The sequence below is a fragment of the Sorangium sp. So ce381 genome (assembly GCF_051473845.1).
Lineage (GTDB): Bacteria > Myxococcota_A > Polyangia > Polyangiales > Polyangiaceae > Sorangium > Sorangium atrum.
The window spans coordinates 12699226-12716592 of the sequence record NZ_CP150336.1; the positions used below are offsets into that span (position 1 = coordinate 12699226).

A 17367-nucleotide genomic window follows, 5' to 3' on the forward strand; every position below is an offset into this window, starting at 1 on the left:
GCGGCCGCCGACCGGGGGTACGCTCGTGTCCAGCGGGCCCCGCGACGCGGCGCTCGCCGGCGAAGGGCCTGCGATTCCTCCTCCGGGGGCCGGGGCTCAGATCTCAGCGGCGGGCCGGCACCGGCCCGTCGCTCACGCGGGGAGAGCCCCGCATCTCGAGGAGACCTTGATGAAGCGATCCATGTGGTTCACCAGCGCGCGCTCGGCCGCCTCGGTCGTCCTTGCCCTCGGAGGCCTCGGGCTCCTGACCTCCGCGTGCAGCCGGGGCCGAGACGCCGAGGATCCGTCGAATCAGCAGTACAACGCTTACAACCAGCAGCCCGGGCAGTATCAGCAGCCTGGGCAGTACCAGCAGCCTGGGCAGTATCAGCAACCCGGGCAGTACCAGCAACCCGGGCAGTACCAGCAGCCTGGGCAGTACCAGCAGCCTGGGCAGTATCAGCAGCCGGGCACGACCGCTCCGGCGACGACGGGGCAGCCGGGCCCGCTCGCCCTCCCATGTACGAACGACATGGTCTGCGGTACGCACAAGTGCAACACGGCCGTTGGCAAGTGCGCCTTCCCGTGCGCGGCGAACACCGACTGCGCGGCGGGCTTCTCGTGCATGGGCGCCGGCTCGGCGACGGCGATCTGCGTGCCCGGCGGGCAGTAGGGAGCGCCTCGGCCCAGCCGCACGACGTCTGCGGCGGCGTTCGGAGGGCCTGACAGAGCAGCCCCGGCCACTACTTTCGAGGACTCGCATCGGCGAGCGGCCAAGCTCGGGCGAAGCCTCACCTCGACACCTGCACGCTGCGCTCGACGTCGGGGAGGCCAAGCTCCACGAGATCGCCGAGACGACCGACGATACGTGGGACGAGGTGAAGCAGGGCGCCGAACCACGTCGGAAGCGACGTCGAGGGGGGCGCGTACGACGACTCAAGAATCCAGGAAGGAGTGCTGACGATGTCGTGGTTCACAGCATGGCTCGGTTACGGCCTCGGCCGGGGAGCGGCCAAGGCCATCTTCGGCGAAGACCAACCGCAGGCAGCGCGCCCGCCGATCCGCGAGCAGACCGAGGCGGAGATCCGCGCCGACGAGAAGCGTTACGACGAGGACGCGAAGCGGCTCGACATGGAGGACAAGGCGGCGAAGAGACGCGGCTCCGGCTGAGGGACGAGCGCCTGCTCGACCGGGCGCGACCCGCATAGGTCGGCTCTGACACCGGCCGGAACCGCATTACGCTTCGTGTCATGGAGCTGCACCACACCACGATCCACGGGCACGACATCGCCTTCCGCCGGGAAGGCCGGGGCCCGCTCTTGGTGCTCATCCATGGCATGGCCGGGAGCTCGGCGACGTGGCGGCACGTGATCCCCGCGCTCGCCCGGCGGTTCACCGTCGTCGCGCCGGATCTGCTGGGCCACGGCGCCTCCGCCAAGCCGCGGACCGACTACTCGCTCGGCGCGTATGCGAGCAGCATCCGCGATCTCATGGCGGCGCTCGGACACGACCGCGGCACCCTCGTCGGGCACTCGTTCGGCGGCGGCGTCGCCATGCAGACGGTCTACCAGTTCCCCGAGTGCTGCGAGCGGCTCGTCCTCGTCGGCAGCGGCGGCCTCGGGATCGAGGTGAACGCGCTCCTGCGGGTGCTGAGCCTGCCCGGGGCCGGGCTGGCGCTGCCGATCGGCTGCCGGCCGCTCTCCCGCGCGCTCCTCCGCTTCGCTCTCGGCCCGGAGCGCTTCCTCGCGCGCGCCGCCGTGCGCTTCCTGGAGCGGCGCGGCCGGCGCCCCGGCCCGGTGCTCGTCGAGTTCGTCAACTCCTATTCATCGCTCGCGGACGCGGACGCCCGGCGCGCGTTCGTCCAGACCCTGCGCTCGGTGATCGACCGCGCCGGCCAGCGCGTGAGCGCGCACGACCGGCTGTACCTGACGGCGGAGGTGCCGACGCTGATCGTGTGGGGGACCCACGACCCGGTGATCCCCGTCGCCCACGCCCGCGACGCGCACGCATCGATGCCGGGCAGCCGCCTCGATCTCTTCGACGCCGTCGGGCACTACCCGCATTGCGAGGATCCGGAGAGATTCGTGCGAGTGCTCGAGGGGTTCGTGGACGCGACGGAGCCGGCGCGAGTCTCCTCGCAGCGGTGGCGCGAGCTCCTCACGCGCGGGCGCGCGGCGTGACGGCGACGCGCCTTCGCTGGCCATGTCGGGGCGCGATCACACGACGCGCGACGCTGACAATATACCATGGATCCCCGAGGTGGGAGGCATCGATGCGTCGGCTGCACACCTTGAAGCTGGCGGGATGGAAGCGGCGGTTTTCACGCGCCGGCGCCTGGTCGAAGGACGTGCTCGTCTGCCTGGATCGCACGAGGGTCCTCGGCCTCGCCGCCGAGACGGCGTTCTGGCTATTTCTCTCGCTCGTGCCGCTCGCCGCTGTCGCGGGTCTCCTTGCCGGGCGCTTCTCGACGAACAACTGGAGCGCGGTCGTGCAGCTGTTGAGCCCGCTCCCGGCAGCGGCCCGCCAGCTCGTCAGCGCCGAGCTGATCAACCTCGCCACCTGGAACGAGGGTTCGGCGGGCGTCGCGAGCACAGCGGTCTTCATCTGGCTCGCCTCGACCGGCGTGCACTCGATCTTCGACTCCCTCGAGATCGGGACCGGGATCTCGCGTCCCTGGTGGAAGAAGCGCCTGCTCGCCATCGGCATGTGCATCGTCCTGCCGGTCGCGGTTGCTCTCCTCGCGTCCCTGGGCCCCGCGCTCCAAGGCGCGATGGGTGGGCTTGGGCGGTGGATCCCGCCGCTGCGGGCGACCGAAGCCCCGACCCTGACGAGCCGCCTTCTCCGCTTCTGCGTCAGCACGGGGATCGTCCTCGCGTACGTCTGTGCCCTGTACCGGGTCGGCATCCCGCCGCGGGCCCGGCGTGGCGTGCCGATCCTCCCCGGTGCGCTGCTCGCCGTCGCGCTCGAGATCCTGTTCGGCTTCGCCTATGCGTTCTACATCGCCAAAGCGGGAGATGGCGGCGCCTACCTGGCGGGGCTCGCGGTGATCGGCGTGACCATGATCGGCCTGTACTTGTTCACGGCAGCGCTCCTCGTGGGGGCGGTGGTGAACCGGAAGCTTGCGCGCGGCGTCGAGACCTGCCCCGGGGCGGCTGCCAGGAGCAGGATGGACGATTGAGCGTCGATCTCGCCACCTCGATCACCTCCGAGCCTCGCCGTCCGTGCGCCTCCCCTTCGTCTCCGCCACGTAGATCCGCAGCGTCGAGATCGCCAGCGCCATCACCAGCGGCCCGAGCAAGAGCCCGAACAGCCCGAACGTCTCCACCCCACCGAACAGCGCGCCGAACGTGAAGAGCGCTGGCATGCTCGAGCCCCGGCCCACGAGCCGCGGGCGGATCACGTAGTCGGAGACGCCCCCCACCACCAGCGCCCCCCACGCGAGCTCGACGATCCCCATGGCGATGTGGTGCGTGAGGATCAGGTACACGCCCGCCGGAACCCAGACGAGCAGCGTGCCGACCGCGGGGACCAGCGAGGCCACCGCCGTCGCGGCGCCGAAGAACGCCGCCTCGGGCACCCCCGTGATGAGGTAACCGATCGTCGCGAGAAACCCCTGCGCGATTCCGGTGAGCACCGTGCCGAGGAGCGTCGTCCGGCCGACGACACGGAACTCGTCGAGCAACGCGCGGGTGTGGCGTGGGTGCAGCGGGAGCACGTCTTCCGCGCGGCGCGCGAGCGAGGTCCAGTGCCGAAGGACGAAGTAGGTGGTCATCGACACGAAGAAGAAGCCGAGCAGCGCGCTGAAGCTGGCCGAGGCGACGAACGCCGCGATGCCGGCGGCGCGGGCGGCGAGCTCGGCCGCGGCGTCGCGCAGCCGGGCGGCAAGATCGTCGGCGCGGAGCCCGAGCGGTTCGAGGCGCCGGGTCCACTCCACGACGAGCTCACGGGCCGGGGCCCCGGGGGAGAGCGCGGCGATGAGCTCCCCTGCCAGCACCACGCCCCGGCCCACGAGCAGCGACGAGATCCCGGCCAGCACCGCGACGATCACGATCGACGACAGCCCGACCGCGATCGCCGCCGCCACCGCGGGTCGACGCCCGCGCGCCCGCATCCGCTCGTAGAACGGCTGCATCGTGAAGGCGTTGAGCGTGCCGAGGAGGATGCCGATCCCCACCGGGTGGGTGATCCACACCATGGCCGCGACCGCGGCGATCGCCAGCGCCGCGAGCGCCCGTCGCTCCCGCGCGGGCTCCGGAGGGGCCGCCGGCAGGACCGCGGTGGGAGGCGGCTCCGGCGCGCGCATTTCCGAGGACGGGGGCGGCCCCGAAGCGTCGGGCGGGAGGGGGACGGCCATCACGTAGGTCTCCGCGGTTCGACGTGGTGATCGTCGTCGTGGTCCGCGCCTCGTCAAGACGCCCGAGGCCCTCCGCTGCACGCGGTGAAGCTCGGGTTCGAGCCTTGCGCACGACAGATGTCGGACGAGCTCGCCACCCTGCCCGTTACCACGAGCGTCGAGGACGTCGTGCGGACGATGCGCGAGCACGGCTGCCGGCGTGTCCCCTCGTCGACGACGACAACGGACACGCACACCGAGCAGGGAAGGCGCATCGCAGTGGTCCCGCGCATGCAACGGTCGCCGCGGCAGGGCCGGTCGGTGAAGTGAACGCCCGGCCAGGTGACGAGGGTGCATGAGACCACGCAGAACAACGCACCCGTCTTCCAGGACGAGGTGAAGAGGGCGGACGGATCGGAGACCCCGGTGCAGGTGGCCCCGGATGGCGAGCTCATTGAGCGGAGACGCGATTGAGCGCGCAGGGCGACGCCGCGCCGGCCGCGGCAGGCGTGAACGCTGAGCAAGGCTTGACGGGTCTCACCCAGGCGGAAGCGGCGCGTCGCCTGGAGGAGCTCGGCCCCAACGCAATTCCGGAGTCCGCACCTCTGCCGCTCTGGAGGCGGCTTGTCCGGCAGTTCCGAGGCCCGCTCAACTTCATCTTGTTCTTCGCCCTCGTGTTCGATCTCGGCGCCTGGCTCTACGGGGGCGGGCGGGGGTGGCCCGTCGAGGCGCTGGCCATCGCGGCCGTGCTCGTGCTCAACGCGGTGCTCGGGGTGCTCCAGGAGTACCGTTCGGAGCACGCGCTCGCGCGGCTCGAGATCCTCGCCGCCCCCGTCGCCTGGACGCTTCGTGATGGGCGCCTCGTGCACATCCCGAGCCGCCAGCTCGTCCCAGGAGACGTCGTCCGCGTCGAAGCGGGCGAGCGGATCCCGGCTGACGGGACCTTGCTCGAGGGGCTCGGCGTCATGATTGACGAGTCGGTGCTGACGGGCGAGTCGATCCCGGTCGACAAATCGCTGGGCGCCGAGGTCTACAGCGGGACGCTCCTCGCTCGGGGCACGGGCTTCCTCCGCGTCACCGGGACCGGCGCCCGGAGCACCATGGGGCGGCTCGCCGCGGTGCTCGGCCAGATCCAGGCCGACAAGACGCCGCTCGAGCGTCGTCTCGACGTGCTCGGCGACAGGATCACCCGCTGGGTGGGAACACTCGCGGCGTTGCTCATCGCCCTGGGGCTCATCGCCGAGGGCCTCGCGCACTTCGTGGAGGTCATGATCTTCGCGGTCGCGCTCGGGGTCGCCGCCGTGCCCGAGGGCATGCCGGCGGTGGTGACAGCGACGCTCGCCCTCGGGGTCCAGCACATGGCGCGGCGGCACGCCGTCGTACGGCGCCTGAGCGCGGTCGAGGCCCTCGGCTCGGTCACGGTGATCGCGACCGACAAGACAGGCACGCTGACCGACAACCGCATGTCGGTGGCCGCCCTCGAGTCCGACGATCCCGAGGCGGCTCTCGCCGTCTTGGTGTTCGCGAACGACGCCGACGCGCAGGCCGGCGCGGGCGATCCGCTGGAGCTCGGGCTGCTCGAGTACGCGCGCTCGCGGAGGATCGATGCGCTCGCGGTGCGGCAAGCGCACCCCAGGCTCGCAAGCCGTCCGTTCGACAGCGCCTGGAAGTTCATGCGGGTCACCGTCGCATCCCCGACCGGGCCGGTGAGCTACTTCAAGGGCGCGCCCGAGGTACTGCTCGCGCGCGCGGAGCTGTCGCCCGAAGGTCGAGCGCGGTGGGCCCAGCGAGCGGAGGAGGGGGCCGCGCGGGGTTACCGCGTCCTCGCCCTGGCACGCGCCCCGGGCGAGCGGGAAGACGCCCTCGAATTCCTCGGCCTCGTGATGATCTGGGACCCGCCGCGGCGGGAGGTCCCCGAGGCGATACGCGAGGTGCAGGAGGCGGGCGTGCGGGTCCTGATGATCACCGGCGACCACCCGGCGACGGCCCGCGCCGTCGCCGAGGCCGTCGGGATGGCGAGCACGGAGATGCTCACCGGGGCCGACATCGAGCGCCTCTCGGTCGAGGATCTGCGGCGAGCCGTGCGCCGGGTGGGCGTGTTCGCCCGCATGAGCCCGGAGCACAAGCTCCGTCTCGTGGAGGCGCTGAAAGCGGATGGGAACATCGTCGCCGTGACGGGCGACGGCGTGAACGACGCACCCGCGCTGAAGCGGGCGGACGTTGGGATCGCGATGGGGCAGCGCGGCAGTGACGTCGCCCGCGAGGTGGCCGATCTCGTGCTGCTCGACGACAACTTCGCCTCGATCGTGGGCGCCATCGAGGAGGGACGCGGCATCCACGAGAACATCCAGAAGTTCATCCGGTACACCTTCTCGACCAATGTCGCGCTCGTACTGCTCGTGGTCACCGGCGTGATCGGCTCGTACGTCCTCGGTCTCCGGGACGAATCGGGCATGCTCCTCTTGCCACTCACGGCGTTCCAGATCCTGTGGATCAACTTCGTCGGCGACGGCCCGCCCGCGCTGGCGCTGGCCCTCGACCGCAACCCCGATGTCATGAGTCGACCGCCGCGCCCGCCGAAGAGCCCGCTGCTCGATGGACCATCGGCAGCGTTTATCCTGGCCACGGGAGGGCTCAAGGGCTCGATCGGGATCCTGCTGATGACGCTCGTGCCCCGCTGGGGGTACGGGCCCGTCGCCATCCAGAGCGTCCTCTTCCTGTACGAGTCAATCGCCAAGCTCGTCTCCGCGTACCCCTCGCGTCGAATGGTGCACCCGTCGCGGCACAATCTCATCCTGCACCTGTCGATCGGCCTCGGCATCCTGCTGCAGCTGCTGACGATCCTCGTCCCCGCGCTGCGGCGCGTCCTCGGGCTCGGGCGGCTCGACGTCCGGGCGATGGTCGTGCTGGCGATCGCCATCGCCGCCACCTGGGCCGTGGCCGAGCTCGTCAGCTGGCTTATCTGGCGGCAGCTCGCCGCGCGCCACATTCCGCGGGAGGCGAGCTGATCCTCATGACCAGCTCGGACCGTGCTCGCCGTACGTGCATGCGTCGGCATCTCGGCCGTGCCGATGCCTCGCATCAGAACGAGCTCCTGTCGCGGTCGCACGTCAGGGCCTGATCGCGAGCAGCGTCGGCGTTTGACCCGGCGCCGCGGCGGCAATCGCGTCGATCAGCGCGCGCGGCTCGCCAGGCCCGACGGCGCCCGTCTTGCGGACGGCGTCGACCCTGCTGAGCCCCCACAGGAGCGCGGCCGTCGCTGGCGTTGGCAAGCGGCTCAGCGTCACCATCGGCTCCGGCGTGATGGTGTTTCCGAGGTGACGCACCACGCGGAGCCCTTCCTCCATGGCGCGCGCGAGCGTCATCGCCTCTGCCCACGACACGCCTGCCTTTCGCGCATGCGCCCTGGTGATAGCCACCATCGCCGGGGCGACGAGCGCCGCGTGCGTGCGCAGCCAGCTCTCCATATCGGAGTGCACGACGGCGGGAATGCCGGCGTCCGTGAAGACCTTCGCCCACGCCGCGTCCGTCACCGTGGTGACCAACCCTCGGGTGACGACCTTCGACGTCAGCTTGCCGTCCTCGAGGGTCGCCAGGATCGCGGGGAAGCCGAAGGCGAAGCGCGCCGGGCCCACCGCATCTCGGAGGCGGCCCAGCGGCTCGAAGGTGTTGAACATGAACATCACGGACTTCGCCGCGCTCTCGGCCAGCACGGGGAGCACCGCGTCCACCTGGTGCGCGAGCACCGTCACGAGCACCAGATCCCACGCTGCCGTCGCGTCGAGCGCAGCGCTCACGCGCACCGCCGCGCGCTCCCCCGCGGCGCTCACGATCGCCTCGTCCCGCCGCAGCTGCTCCAGCCGCTCTCCACGGGCGATCATCGTCACCTCGTGCCCCGCTCGCGCGAGCTGAAAGGCAAAGGTGCTTCCAATCCTACCGGCGCCGACAATGGCAATCTTCATGCGTTACACCGTAGCTCCTGTGGGAAAGCTCCATAGATTGACGGTCCGACTCAAAAGTACCGGCCAAGGCTCTCCTTGGTGAACTCCGTCAGCTCCGAGGTCCGGCCGGTCTTGATCTTCTCCACCCAGGCCGGGTCGCTGAGCAGGGGGCGCCCGACGGCGACGAGATCGAAATCACCGCGCTCGAAGCGGCGCACGAGCTCATTGAGCCCCTGGGGCGCGGAGGCCTCGCCTGCGAAGTTCCCGAAGAGATCGCCGGACAGGCCGACCGACCCCACGGTGATGGTGGGCTTGCCGGTGATCTTCTTCGCCCATCCCGCGGCGTTCAGATCGGAGCCGGCGAACTCGGGCTCCCAGTAGCGTCGCTGGGAGAGGTGGAGCACGTCGGCGCCCGCCTCTACGAGCGGTAATAGCCACTGCTCCATTTCCTTTGGCGTCTTCGCGATCTTATGATCGTACGCGCCCATCTTCCATTGCGAGAGGCGGAGGATCACCACCATTTCCGGCCCGACGGCCTCTCGAACGGCCTCGAGGACCTCCACGGCGAAGCGATTCCTCTCGCCGATGGTCTTTCCGCCATACTCGTCGGTGCGCTGGTTCGTCACCTCGTAGAAGAACTGATCGATGAGGTAGCCGTGGGCGCCATGGATCTCGATGGCATCGAAGCCGAGGCGCTTCGCGTCGGCCGCGGCCTTGCCGAAGGCCCGCACGGCGGCGTGCACGTCGTCGCGGGACATGTTCGCCGGGCCTTCCAGCGTCGCGGGCTCCTCGTGGCCGTTCGGATCCTGCTTCGCGAGCCCGACGTGCCATAGCTGGGGCGCCATCTTCCCTCCCGCCCCGTGCACGCTGTTGACGACCTTTTTCCAGCCGTCCAGCGCCCGCTCGCCGTAGAAGTGCGGGACGTCGCGGAGATGGAGTTTGCCCGGCCGCTCGACGACCGTTCCTTCCGACAGGATCAGCCCGACGCCTCCGGCGGCGCGCCGGGTATAGTACGCGACGTTCGGTTCGCCCGGCGCGTTGCCCGGTGATCGCTGGCGCGTCATGGGTGCCATGACGAATCGATTCTTGAGCGTCAGCCCCTTCAGCTCGAAAGGCTTGAAGAGCGCGCTGACGTCGTCGCTCTTGTTCGGTTGCGGATCCGCCATCGCTTCGTCCCTTCTCCTGTCCTCTGTGCGTCGTCCTCGTCGCCGCGTCGTGGCCGGCAGCGCCCCTGGCGCTCCGGCAACGCCGGCGCCTGCGATCTCGACACCGCGCGGCGCCATCGCCGGCGCGCGCCTCGGCGTTAAACCAACTGGATGGTTTAAAACCTAGGGAGCGGTCTGGGCCGTGTCAACTGGGCGGCGCGGCGTCGCCGCTGCGCGTGGCGAACGGCCGCAGGCGCGCCGTGTGGGGGAGGCCCGAAGGTTGTGGCTCGCACGTCGGCGGTGCGCTCTCCTTGCCGCGCGCCACGGCGTGTGCTCCATGAAGGATCCACCCATGCCCTACGATTCGGCGGCGACCAAGAAGAGGCTCCTCGACGCTGCGCTCGACGAGTTCGCCGAGCGAGGGCTGGCTGGCGCGCGCGTGGACCGCATCGCCGAGCGGGCCTCGGCGAACAAGCAGGCCATCTACGCCTATTTCGGCTCCAAAGAGGGGCTGTTCCGCAGCGTGCTCGAGGAGCGGTGTCAGATCGCGTTCGACGCCGTGCCCTTCGACCCGTCGGATCTGCCGGCCTTCGTCGCCGGGGTCTTCGACCATCTCGTCGAGAATCCGAAGAGCGTGCGGATGATGATGTGGAGGCAGCTCGAGCTCCCCGACGAGGTGCAGCACGACGTCGCGACCGCCAAGGTGCAGGAGCTCGCCGCGGCTTACGACCTCGGGGCGACACCGAAGCCGTGCGCCGAGGACCTGTTCGTCATCCTCCTCGGGCTGTCGATGTCCTGGTTCAGCTTCGCGCCAAACCAGCCGGCCGCGAAGGGATTGGCGGCGGAGCAGCGGCTCCACGCCTTCAGGCGATCGCTGGTCACGGCGGCCGATGCGGTCGTGAAGGCGATGGCGAAGCAGAAGCGATAGCTGGTCGGTGCCGAGCCTTGGCCTCCTCCGCCGCCAGGGATGCCTCCGCTGCGCCGCCAGGGCAGGCGGTCGCTCGGAAGTCCATGACGGCAGCCCGCGTTCACTGCGGCGCTCAGGGGAACCACGCCGCGACCTGCACGACCTCGCGCGCCGCGCCGGCGAGACCCTCGTCGCCCGCGAGGGCCGCGATGAGCGGCGCGAGCCGATCGAGGCTGACGCCGTCGCCCGCGAGCGCGGCGTGACGGAAGTCGCCAGCGATCGCGTCGAGCAGGAGGCCGAACGCCGCGGCGGCCCCCTCGGGCGGGAAATGGCGGGCCAGCGGGACCAGGTCGAGCAGGCGTTCCGGCTCGTCGGCACCAAAGCGCAGGGCCAGGGGGAGGGCCTGACGCACCAGCTCGGGCGCGTGCACGGGATCGTGGCGTGCCAGGAAGCCGAAGGCGCCCAGGCGGCCAGCGTCGGTGAGCGGCTCGACCGCGGCGAGCAGCGCGTCGCTGTCGCCTTTCGCCGCGAACCAGGGCCCCACGTCGAACATCCGCAGCCCGTAGCGGTCGCGCGGTTCGGCCTGCTGGATGGCCTGGTCGATCCGCGCCAGCAGCTGCGCCGGCTCCGTGGCGAAGGGGAGGCTGCGGGCCAGCGCCCGCACGCGAGGCGCTGGCGGCAGCGCCTCGAGCAGGTCGTCGGCGGGATCGCCCAGCGCCCTGAGGCGCGGGATCAGCGCTTCGAAGAGCTCGACGGCGTGCTCGCCGAACCGGGGAGCGAGCGCCGCGGCGCGGCGGGCCTCCGGGGCGTCAAGGTGCGGCACGAGCCGCGCGAGCGTCCAGTGCTCGGCCAGGTCGTACGGCTCGAGGTGCTGCTCCACCGCGGCGAAGGCGGCGCGTACGCGCTCGGGATCGCCGAGGACCCGCGCGAGCGCGGCGAGCGCTCGCGCCCGCGCGGGTCCAGGCAGCGCCTCCGCGTCGGGCCAGAGCGCCTCGGCGACGGCGTGCGGGAAATGTCTGGAGAACGCCTCGATATCGCCAGGATCTCCGGCTCCGTCGCGGAGGCTAGCGAGCGCCTCGCGCGCGACCGCGACCCCTTCCTCCGGAGGCAGTGCCCCTGTCGCGACAAGCATCTGGTGCGCTCGCTTCTCCGCGTCCTCCGTGGTCCGAAACGCGGCGAGCGCTTCCCGCGCGAACGCGTATCCCGTCTCGCCCCCTGCGCACTCGGCGAGGCTCAGGAGGACATCCCCGCGGAATTCGGTCTCCGGGATGCGCCGTGCGGCGTCCGCGGCCCACGCGAGCACCTCGGCGCGCGCCGGGCCGGCCGTCATCGCCGCGCCGAGCGCGGTGAGCGCCCTGGCCTGATCTCGCTCGTCGGCGATCCGTTTCTGCCGGTTGATGGGCTCGACGCCGACGGGAGCATCATGGTCCTTGCGTCGGGCGCACCAGTTTAGGCTCGCCTCGACGAGGGCCGCGCGTACGGCGAGGGCCGTTGCCTCGCGACCCATGGGAAGCACCACGACGGCGCGACGGCGCACGCGCTCGAGGTCGGCGACGAAGCCGAGGTAGGCCTCGGGCCGGGCCATCCAGCGGGCGAGGTGCTCCTCGGTGACCAGCGCGGCGAATGCCTGGAGCGGTGCGTCGCTCTGCTCCATGTGCGCGCGCACGTAGGCGCAGGGATAGCCGTCTGGCGGGAGCGCTAGGAGCTGGCGGGTCGACGTCTCGCGCGCGCCGAGGACGAGGTGCTCCTCGACCTCGCGGCGGGCCGCGTTCGAGCGGAACGCGTAGGTGCCATCGACGGCCGTGACGAGCGGCTCGATCCCGGCGAGGGCGCCCTCGATGGGCGCCCCGAGGGCGGCAGTGATCTCGTCCTCGGGGAGCCGGCCGTAGGCGACGGAGAGCAGGCCGAGGAGCTTGGCTGATGCGGCGTCCGCGGTCGCGAGCAGCTCCGCGGGATCGCCCGGTGTGGGCCAGGGCCGCACCGGCAGTGGATGGATCTGCGTGCGCGCCGGATCGAAGCCGAGGCGCTGGATCCACGCGCGGGCCGCGGCGTCGTCGCCCTCGACGGTGGCGAGCACCTTGACGCGGGGGCCAACGGCGGAGAACAGCGCCGGCCAGGCGACGAGCGGCTCCGCCTCCTCGACGTCGGTGATCGCGAGCAGCAGCGAGGGTTCGTTCTCGGTCGGCCCGACGCGCAGGTGTTCCTGCGCGATCTGTCTACGCAACAGCCGAGGCTCGCCGCCTGCGTAGTCGGAGAGCACCCGCGAGACCAGCAGCGCGAGGATGTCACGCTCGAGCCTGAGATCAGGCCCGATTGGCACGAGCTGCGCACCGTAGGCGACACCTTCGTTCTGTGCACGGACCAGGTGGGCGGCCACGACCGCGCGCCGGCTCGCGCGCGAGCCATGCAAGATCGCATAGGGCAGCTCCGGCTCGTCGAGCCACCGGCTGAGCGCGGCCAGCGCGGTTTGCTCCGCGGGGTCGAGCGCAGCGCTCGACCCTTCATTCCAGGCGCAACGGAAGGCGCGCTCGACGGGTGCGGGGGCGAGGATATGGGGCGGGGACATCGTCATCTCGCGGGTCAAGTGCCGGCGAACGGAGGCGTCGAGGAGGGCACCGTGGTGACGTTCTTCTCCCGAGATTTCGTGCGCTCGCTGCTCTGCGTCCAGGTCCCGTCCCACCGGCCCATCTTGTTCACCTTGGTTTCATCCTTGTTGTTCGGGCCGATCACGCCGCCCTTGGCGTCCTCTCCGATGTTCGCCGGGTGGAGGCCGAGCTCGCGGAAGATCTGGGCGCACATGGGGCAGGGCGCCATACCCTCACCATCCGCGTTCGTGGTTTCGATCGTCGCGCCGTTCCTGAAGCGCTTCTGAAGCTCGGCGCGCACCTCCTCATTGGTCATCTTGGGTTTCCCCTTCGCCGTTCGCTGGGCGTTCCCTTCGGCACGGATCTGGCTCGCCATCTTGTGCAGCGCGTCCACCTCTGCACACGTTGTGTCCCCCGTTGCGGTCTGATTCTGAGGATTGCGCGCCGTCTGCGCGTTCTTGACGGCCTCGGTGATCGCGGGGTCCTTGTAGTGCTTCTCGCGATGATCCTCCGCTGTTTTCCCGCCGCGCTCTCCCTGGCTCTTGCCCTCGATATCGCCCGGCACCCCGCGACGGTTCTTCGGATCGGTGAAATCCTTGCCCTCCGGGTTGTTCCCGGCCGCGTTCCGGACGGTCGAGAACGGCATCAGCCCGCTCGGATCGACGAACCGCGTCGGCGCATTGCCTGCGTAGTCGAAGCCGTTGAACCCGCCGTCGAGCCCCGCCGGGTCCGCGCTCAGGTACCGGCCGAGCGCCGGGTCGAAGTAGCGGTAGCGGTTGTAGACGAGCCCCGTCTCCTCGTCCTCGTACTGGCCCGGGAAGCGCAGGGGCGTGGTGGTCCGCCCGCCCTCCTTCACCTTCGCGCCGAACGCGGATCGGTCGAGCTCGCACACCACCTCGCCCGCTGGGCCGACCAGGCGCTCGGGCGCGCCCACGTCGTCGTTCAGGTAGTGGAACCACGGGCTCTCCTCGCGCCGCCCGCCCGCCACGCGCGTGTCGCGGTGGGCCCAGGGGGCGTACCGGGCCTCCTCGAAGCAGTACGTACGCTCTTCCACCACGGGATCCCCAGCCGCCTGCGCCACGCGCTTGATCTCGTGGACCAGCACGCCGCCGTCCCACACGAAGCGCACGCTCGACAGTTCGCGCCGCTTCCCGTCGGGCGCTCGCTCGAACGTGCGCTTCCCGATGCGCCGCGCGAACGGATCGTAGCTGAGCTCGATCACCTTCCCGTCGGGCCTCTCGACCGCGGCGAGCAGCCCGAGGGCGTTCCACGTGTACCGCGTCAGCCGCCCCTCCGCGTCGCGCGCGCTCGTGAGCCTGCCCGACTCGTCCCATGCGTACGTGGTGCCGCCCTTCTGCACCAGGCGGTTCCCCGCGCCGTAAGCGCGCTGCTCGCCGTCCGGCTCGTGGAGGTTGCCCGCAGCGTCGTACGCGAAGCGTTGCCCCCGGCCCCGCTCGTCGCGGATCCCCAGGAGCTGCCCCGCGGGGTCGTGCTCGAACAGCCTCCGGCCGAGCGCGTCGTCCCACGACTCGACGAGCTCCGAGCACGGCCCATAGCGGAACGCCTGGTACACGGTCGTCCCCGGAGGGCGAGGGCCGACCCACTCGGGCCGGCCGGCGCCCGCGCTCGCTTGCGCCGGGTGGCCCACCCAGCGCTGTGCCATGCGGCCGAGCGCGTCGTAGACGACCTGGATGCGCCCTCCGTCCGGCAGCGCGCGGGCGATCTCGCGCCCGAGCGCGTCGTGCGCGACCCCGACCGCGGTGCGCCCGTCCAGCACCACCTGCGTGGCCCGGCCGCAGGCGTCCCGCGCGAAGGCGGCCGAGTGGCCCAGCGACGTCGTCCGCTGCATCACGTTGCCCATGAGATCGTACGTGCGCCGCACGGAGAACGCGTCCCCCGACGCGATCTGCCGCTCCTCCACGACCCAGCCCACGGCGTTGCGCGTGAACGTGAGCTCCCCGGCGGGCGTGACGGCGGCGATCAGCTGGCCGCAATGGTCGTACTCGAACGACTCCGTGGCCCCGTCCGGCAGGGTGCGCCGTACCAGCTGTCCGGCCGCGTCATAGGCGAACTCGGTCATCTCGCCTGCGCCGGTCTTCTCGTGGAGGAGCTGTCCGGCCATGTCGTGCCGGTAGTACTTCTCCAGCCCGGCGAACGTCCGCTCGTACACCATGCGGCCCGCTGTGTCGTAGCGCATGAGGTGCACGTCTCCCCGCGCGTTCTCGGCCTGCACGAGGTGGCCCTCGCGATCGTAGCCGAGCCGGTTCACCTCGCCGTTCGGGCGCCGGATCGCGCAGACCTTGTGGAGACCTCCGCGATCGAAGCGCGTCGAGGTGCCGTCCGGGTGGTCGACGCGCACGACGTCTCCGTTGCGATCGTGGGCATAGCGGGTCACGCCCCCGTCCGGGTGGCGCACGGCGACGCGATCGCCCCGATCGTTGTAGGCGTACGACGTGATGTGCCCGAGCGCGTCGCGCACCGACAGGCAGCGTCCCCAGAAATCGTAGACGTGCTCGGTGACGGCGCCTGTCCCGTCGATCTTCTGGATCACGTTGCCCTGCGCGTCGTGGGCGAAGCGCGTGCGCGCGCCGTTCGGCGCGACGGTCTCCGTGATGAGCCCCCGCGCCTCGACGCGGACCTCGAAGGTCGCGCCGATCGGATCGGTCCAGTACAGGGCGCCCGCGGTGCGCGTCACCTCCGTGACGCCGCCGCCGGGATCGGTGACGCGCCGGATGTGCCCGTCCGGCTCGCGCTCGATAATGGTGGTGCGGCCCAGCGGATCGCTCACTCGGAGCGTGCGGCCGCGGGCGTCGCGGACCCAGGTCGTCGTGGCTCCGAGCGGGTTGGTGAACGAGCGGAGATTGCCGTTCTCATCGTAGGTCCGGCAGTAGACGGCCCCGCCGGATACGGCCTTGTCCAGCTTGCCGAACTCGTTGGCGAAGTAGCGGTGCACGGTGATCGAGTCCGCCACCTCCGAGTACCCGTCGTCGCCGTAGACGAGCTTGCAGTGGTAGAGTCCCCGGGCCTTCGTGCCGTCGGCGAGCGTATCCGGCACGCCCTCTGCGAGGCCGAGGCGCCCCGGATCCGGATGATCGCCCCAGGTCTCGACGCAGCGGCCACGCTCGTCGTACCGGAAATGGAAGGTGAGGTCCTCGGGATCCGTGCGCGACCTCAGCCGGTGATCGTCGTAGGTGTAGCGGCTGACGCAGCCTTCAGCGTCCGTATCGGCGACGAGGTCGCCGCGCTCGTCGTGGGTGTAGCTCCGGAGGGGCCCCCACCTCCCTCGCTCGGGTGCGTTCTTGACCTCGAGCGCGGCGATGCGGCCGTCGGGCGTGCGCCGCACGCGCACGACGCGGCCGGCGGCGTCGGTGATCGACTCGACGTGCCCCTCGCGGTAGGTGAGCCGCGTCGTGTTGCCATGGGCGTCGCGCACGGCGGAGAGGCGGTATGTCGCGCCGTCGCGCTCGGAGAAGAGATAGAACGTGCCTGCGGCGTCATCGAGCACGAACCCGCCGGCGTCGCGGGTCAGCACCCAGCCGTCGGGGCCGATGCCCGCGTCGCCGTCGGCGATCGGGTCGAACGAGAGCTCCGCGCCCGTGTCGGTCCACAGCACGGTGCTCTGGCGCCGCACCTCGACGGCCCACGCGAAGGAGTGCACCCAGCCGAAGCCGAGGCCGACGTCGCGCTCGCGGGCGCTCGTGCTGTAGCGGCGCACGAACCGCAAGCCGAGGGGGCCGAGCAGCTCGAGGTCGACCACGGGATCGGTGAACACGCGGCCGGTGGCGACGTCGACGGGGTCGCCCTTCGAGACCTTCCCGCTCTTCTTCGACCCGTGGTGGTTCGGGCAGCCGGAGCCGTCGCCGCCCGCGCCGCCGCAGGCCGACTTCCCCCCTCCGTCGGCGCCGTTACCCCCGTTGGAGCCGTCGGCGCCCTGGTCCTTGCCGCTCCCCTTGCCGCCCGTCCCATTGCCGCCGCCGCCACTGCCGCCGCCGCCCATGATGAAGACTCCGGTGTTCATGCCGGGGATCGCGGGGATATTCGGGACGGGGGCTGTGCGCGCCATGGGAGCGAGCGTAACAGCGAGACAAGAGCAGTGGAAATGCGCATCGTCCTCTTCACGGGCGCACAGGAGAGCACGTTGACCCGATCGGGCAGCCGCGAGGCCCATCGCGCTGCCTCCTCGTTCGGCCTGTCTCAATCCCGCTGGCATGTTCGCGCATTCCTGCGCGTTTCGCGCATGTTCGCGCTCGAGGTTGCGGCAGAGGGCGAGCTGTCGGTATCGTGCGCGCCATTCGCCCACTCAGGAGCTCTGCCGTGCACAAGATCTACCTCGTCCTTTCCGCAGCATTCCTCGTCACCTCTACGGCCTGCTCGGATGAATCCGATTCTGGCGGTACGAGTAATGACCAGGCCAGCAGCAGCAGCGCTTCGACCAGCAGCGCCTCGAGCGGCGGTACCGGGGGCAGCGGCGGGTCGG

At 71.0% G+C, this 17367-nt stretch carries 12 protein-coding genes; 7 read left to right on the plus strand and 5 right to left on the minus strand.

What is annotated here, in order from left to right:
* The first annotated feature begins 169 nt into the window (after nt 1-169).
* From WMF29_RS47785 to WMF29_RS47800, 4 genes are all read left to right on the plus strand, one after another.
* Nucleotides 170-652, plus strand: a complete 483-nt coding sequence (locus tag WMF29_RS47785) for a hypothetical protein (RefSeq protein WP_272096835.1) — start codon at nt 170-172, stop codon at nt 650-652.
* Nucleotides 653-942: 290 nt separating this feature from the next.
* A complete protein-coding gene (locus WMF29_RS47790) occupies nt 943-1149 on the plus strand; it encodes a hypothetical protein (protein WP_437326679.1) in 207 nt (68 codons plus the stop codon).
* 80 nt (nt 1150-1229) lie between these two features.
* Nucleotides 1230-2159 carry an alpha/beta fold hydrolase gene (locus WMF29_RS47795; RefSeq protein WP_437326680.1) on the plus strand — a complete coding sequence of 310 codons (930 nt, stop codon included), beginning with the start codon at nt 1230-1232 and terminating at the stop codon, nt 2157-2159.
* Between the two features lie 92 nt (nt 2160-2251).
* A complete protein-coding gene (locus WMF29_RS47800) occupies nt 2252-3157 on the plus strand; it encodes a YihY/virulence factor BrkB family protein (protein ID WP_437326681.1) in 906 nt (301 codons plus the stop codon).
* A 21-nt stretch (nt 3158-3178) separates the two neighbouring features.
* On the opposite strand, the gene WMF29_RS47805 is transcribed toward WMF29_RS47800, so the two are convergent.
* Complete coding sequence (locus WMF29_RS47805) at nt 3179-4333, minus strand: AI-2E family transporter (protein ID WP_437326682.1); 1155 nt, start codon at nt 4331-4333, stop codon at nt 3179-3181.
* Nucleotides 4334-4450: 117 nt separating this feature from the next.
* On the opposite strand from WMF29_RS47805, the gene WMF29_RS47810 reads away from it, so the two are divergent.
* Nucleotides 4451-4642 (plus strand): CBS domain-containing protein, encoded by a 192-nt coding sequence (locus WMF29_RS47810; protein WP_437326683.1) that lies wholly within the window; start codon nt 4451-4453, stop codon nt 4640-4642.
* A 197-nt stretch (nt 4643-4839) separates the two neighbouring features.
* Entirely contained in the window at nt 4840-7320 is a 2481-nt protein-coding gene (locus tag WMF29_RS47815; protein WP_437326684.1) for a cation-translocating P-type ATPase, read from the plus strand.
* Nucleotides 7321-7422: 102 nt separating this feature from the next.
* Here WMF29_RS47815 and WMF29_RS47820 read toward each other — a convergent pair whose 3' ends face one another.
* Nucleotides 7423-8274: a ketopantoate reductase family protein gene (locus WMF29_RS47820; RefSeq protein WP_437326685.1), complete on the minus strand. Its 852-nt coding sequence runs from the start codon at nt 8272-8274 to the stop codon at nt 7423-7425.
* Between the two features lie 50 nt (nt 8275-8324).
* The gene (locus WMF29_RS47825) at nt 8325-9419 is read right to left on the minus strand and encodes an NADH:flavin oxidoreductase (RefSeq protein ID WP_437326686.1); all 1095 of its coding nucleotides are present in this window, start codon (nt 9417-9419) and stop codon (nt 8325-8327) included.
* A gap of 331 nt (nt 9420-9750) precedes the next feature.
* Here WMF29_RS47825 and WMF29_RS47830 point away from each other — a divergent pair, with 331 nt between their 5' ends.
* A complete protein-coding gene (locus tag WMF29_RS47830; RefSeq protein ID WP_437326687.1) occupies nt 9751-10326 on the plus strand; it encodes a TetR/AcrR family transcriptional regulator in 576 nt (191 codons plus the stop codon).
* A 112-nt stretch (nt 10327-10438) separates the two neighbouring features.
* Here WMF29_RS47830 and WMF29_RS47835 read toward each other — a convergent pair whose 3' ends face one another.
* Together WMF29_RS47835 and WMF29_RS47840 are read right to left on the minus strand one after the other, a co-directional pair.
* Nucleotides 10439-12871, minus strand: a complete 2433-nt coding sequence (locus WMF29_RS47835; protein ID WP_437326688.1) for a hypothetical protein — start codon at nt 12869-12871, stop codon at nt 10439-10441.
* 14 nt (nt 12872-12885) lie between these two features.
* Nucleotides 12886-16953, minus strand: coding sequence for an RHS repeat-associated core domain-containing protein (locus tag WMF29_RS47840; RefSeq protein WP_437326689.1), 4068 nt, complete (start codon nt 16951-16953; stop codon nt 12886-12888).
* Nucleotides 16954-17367: the final 414 nt, after the last annotated feature.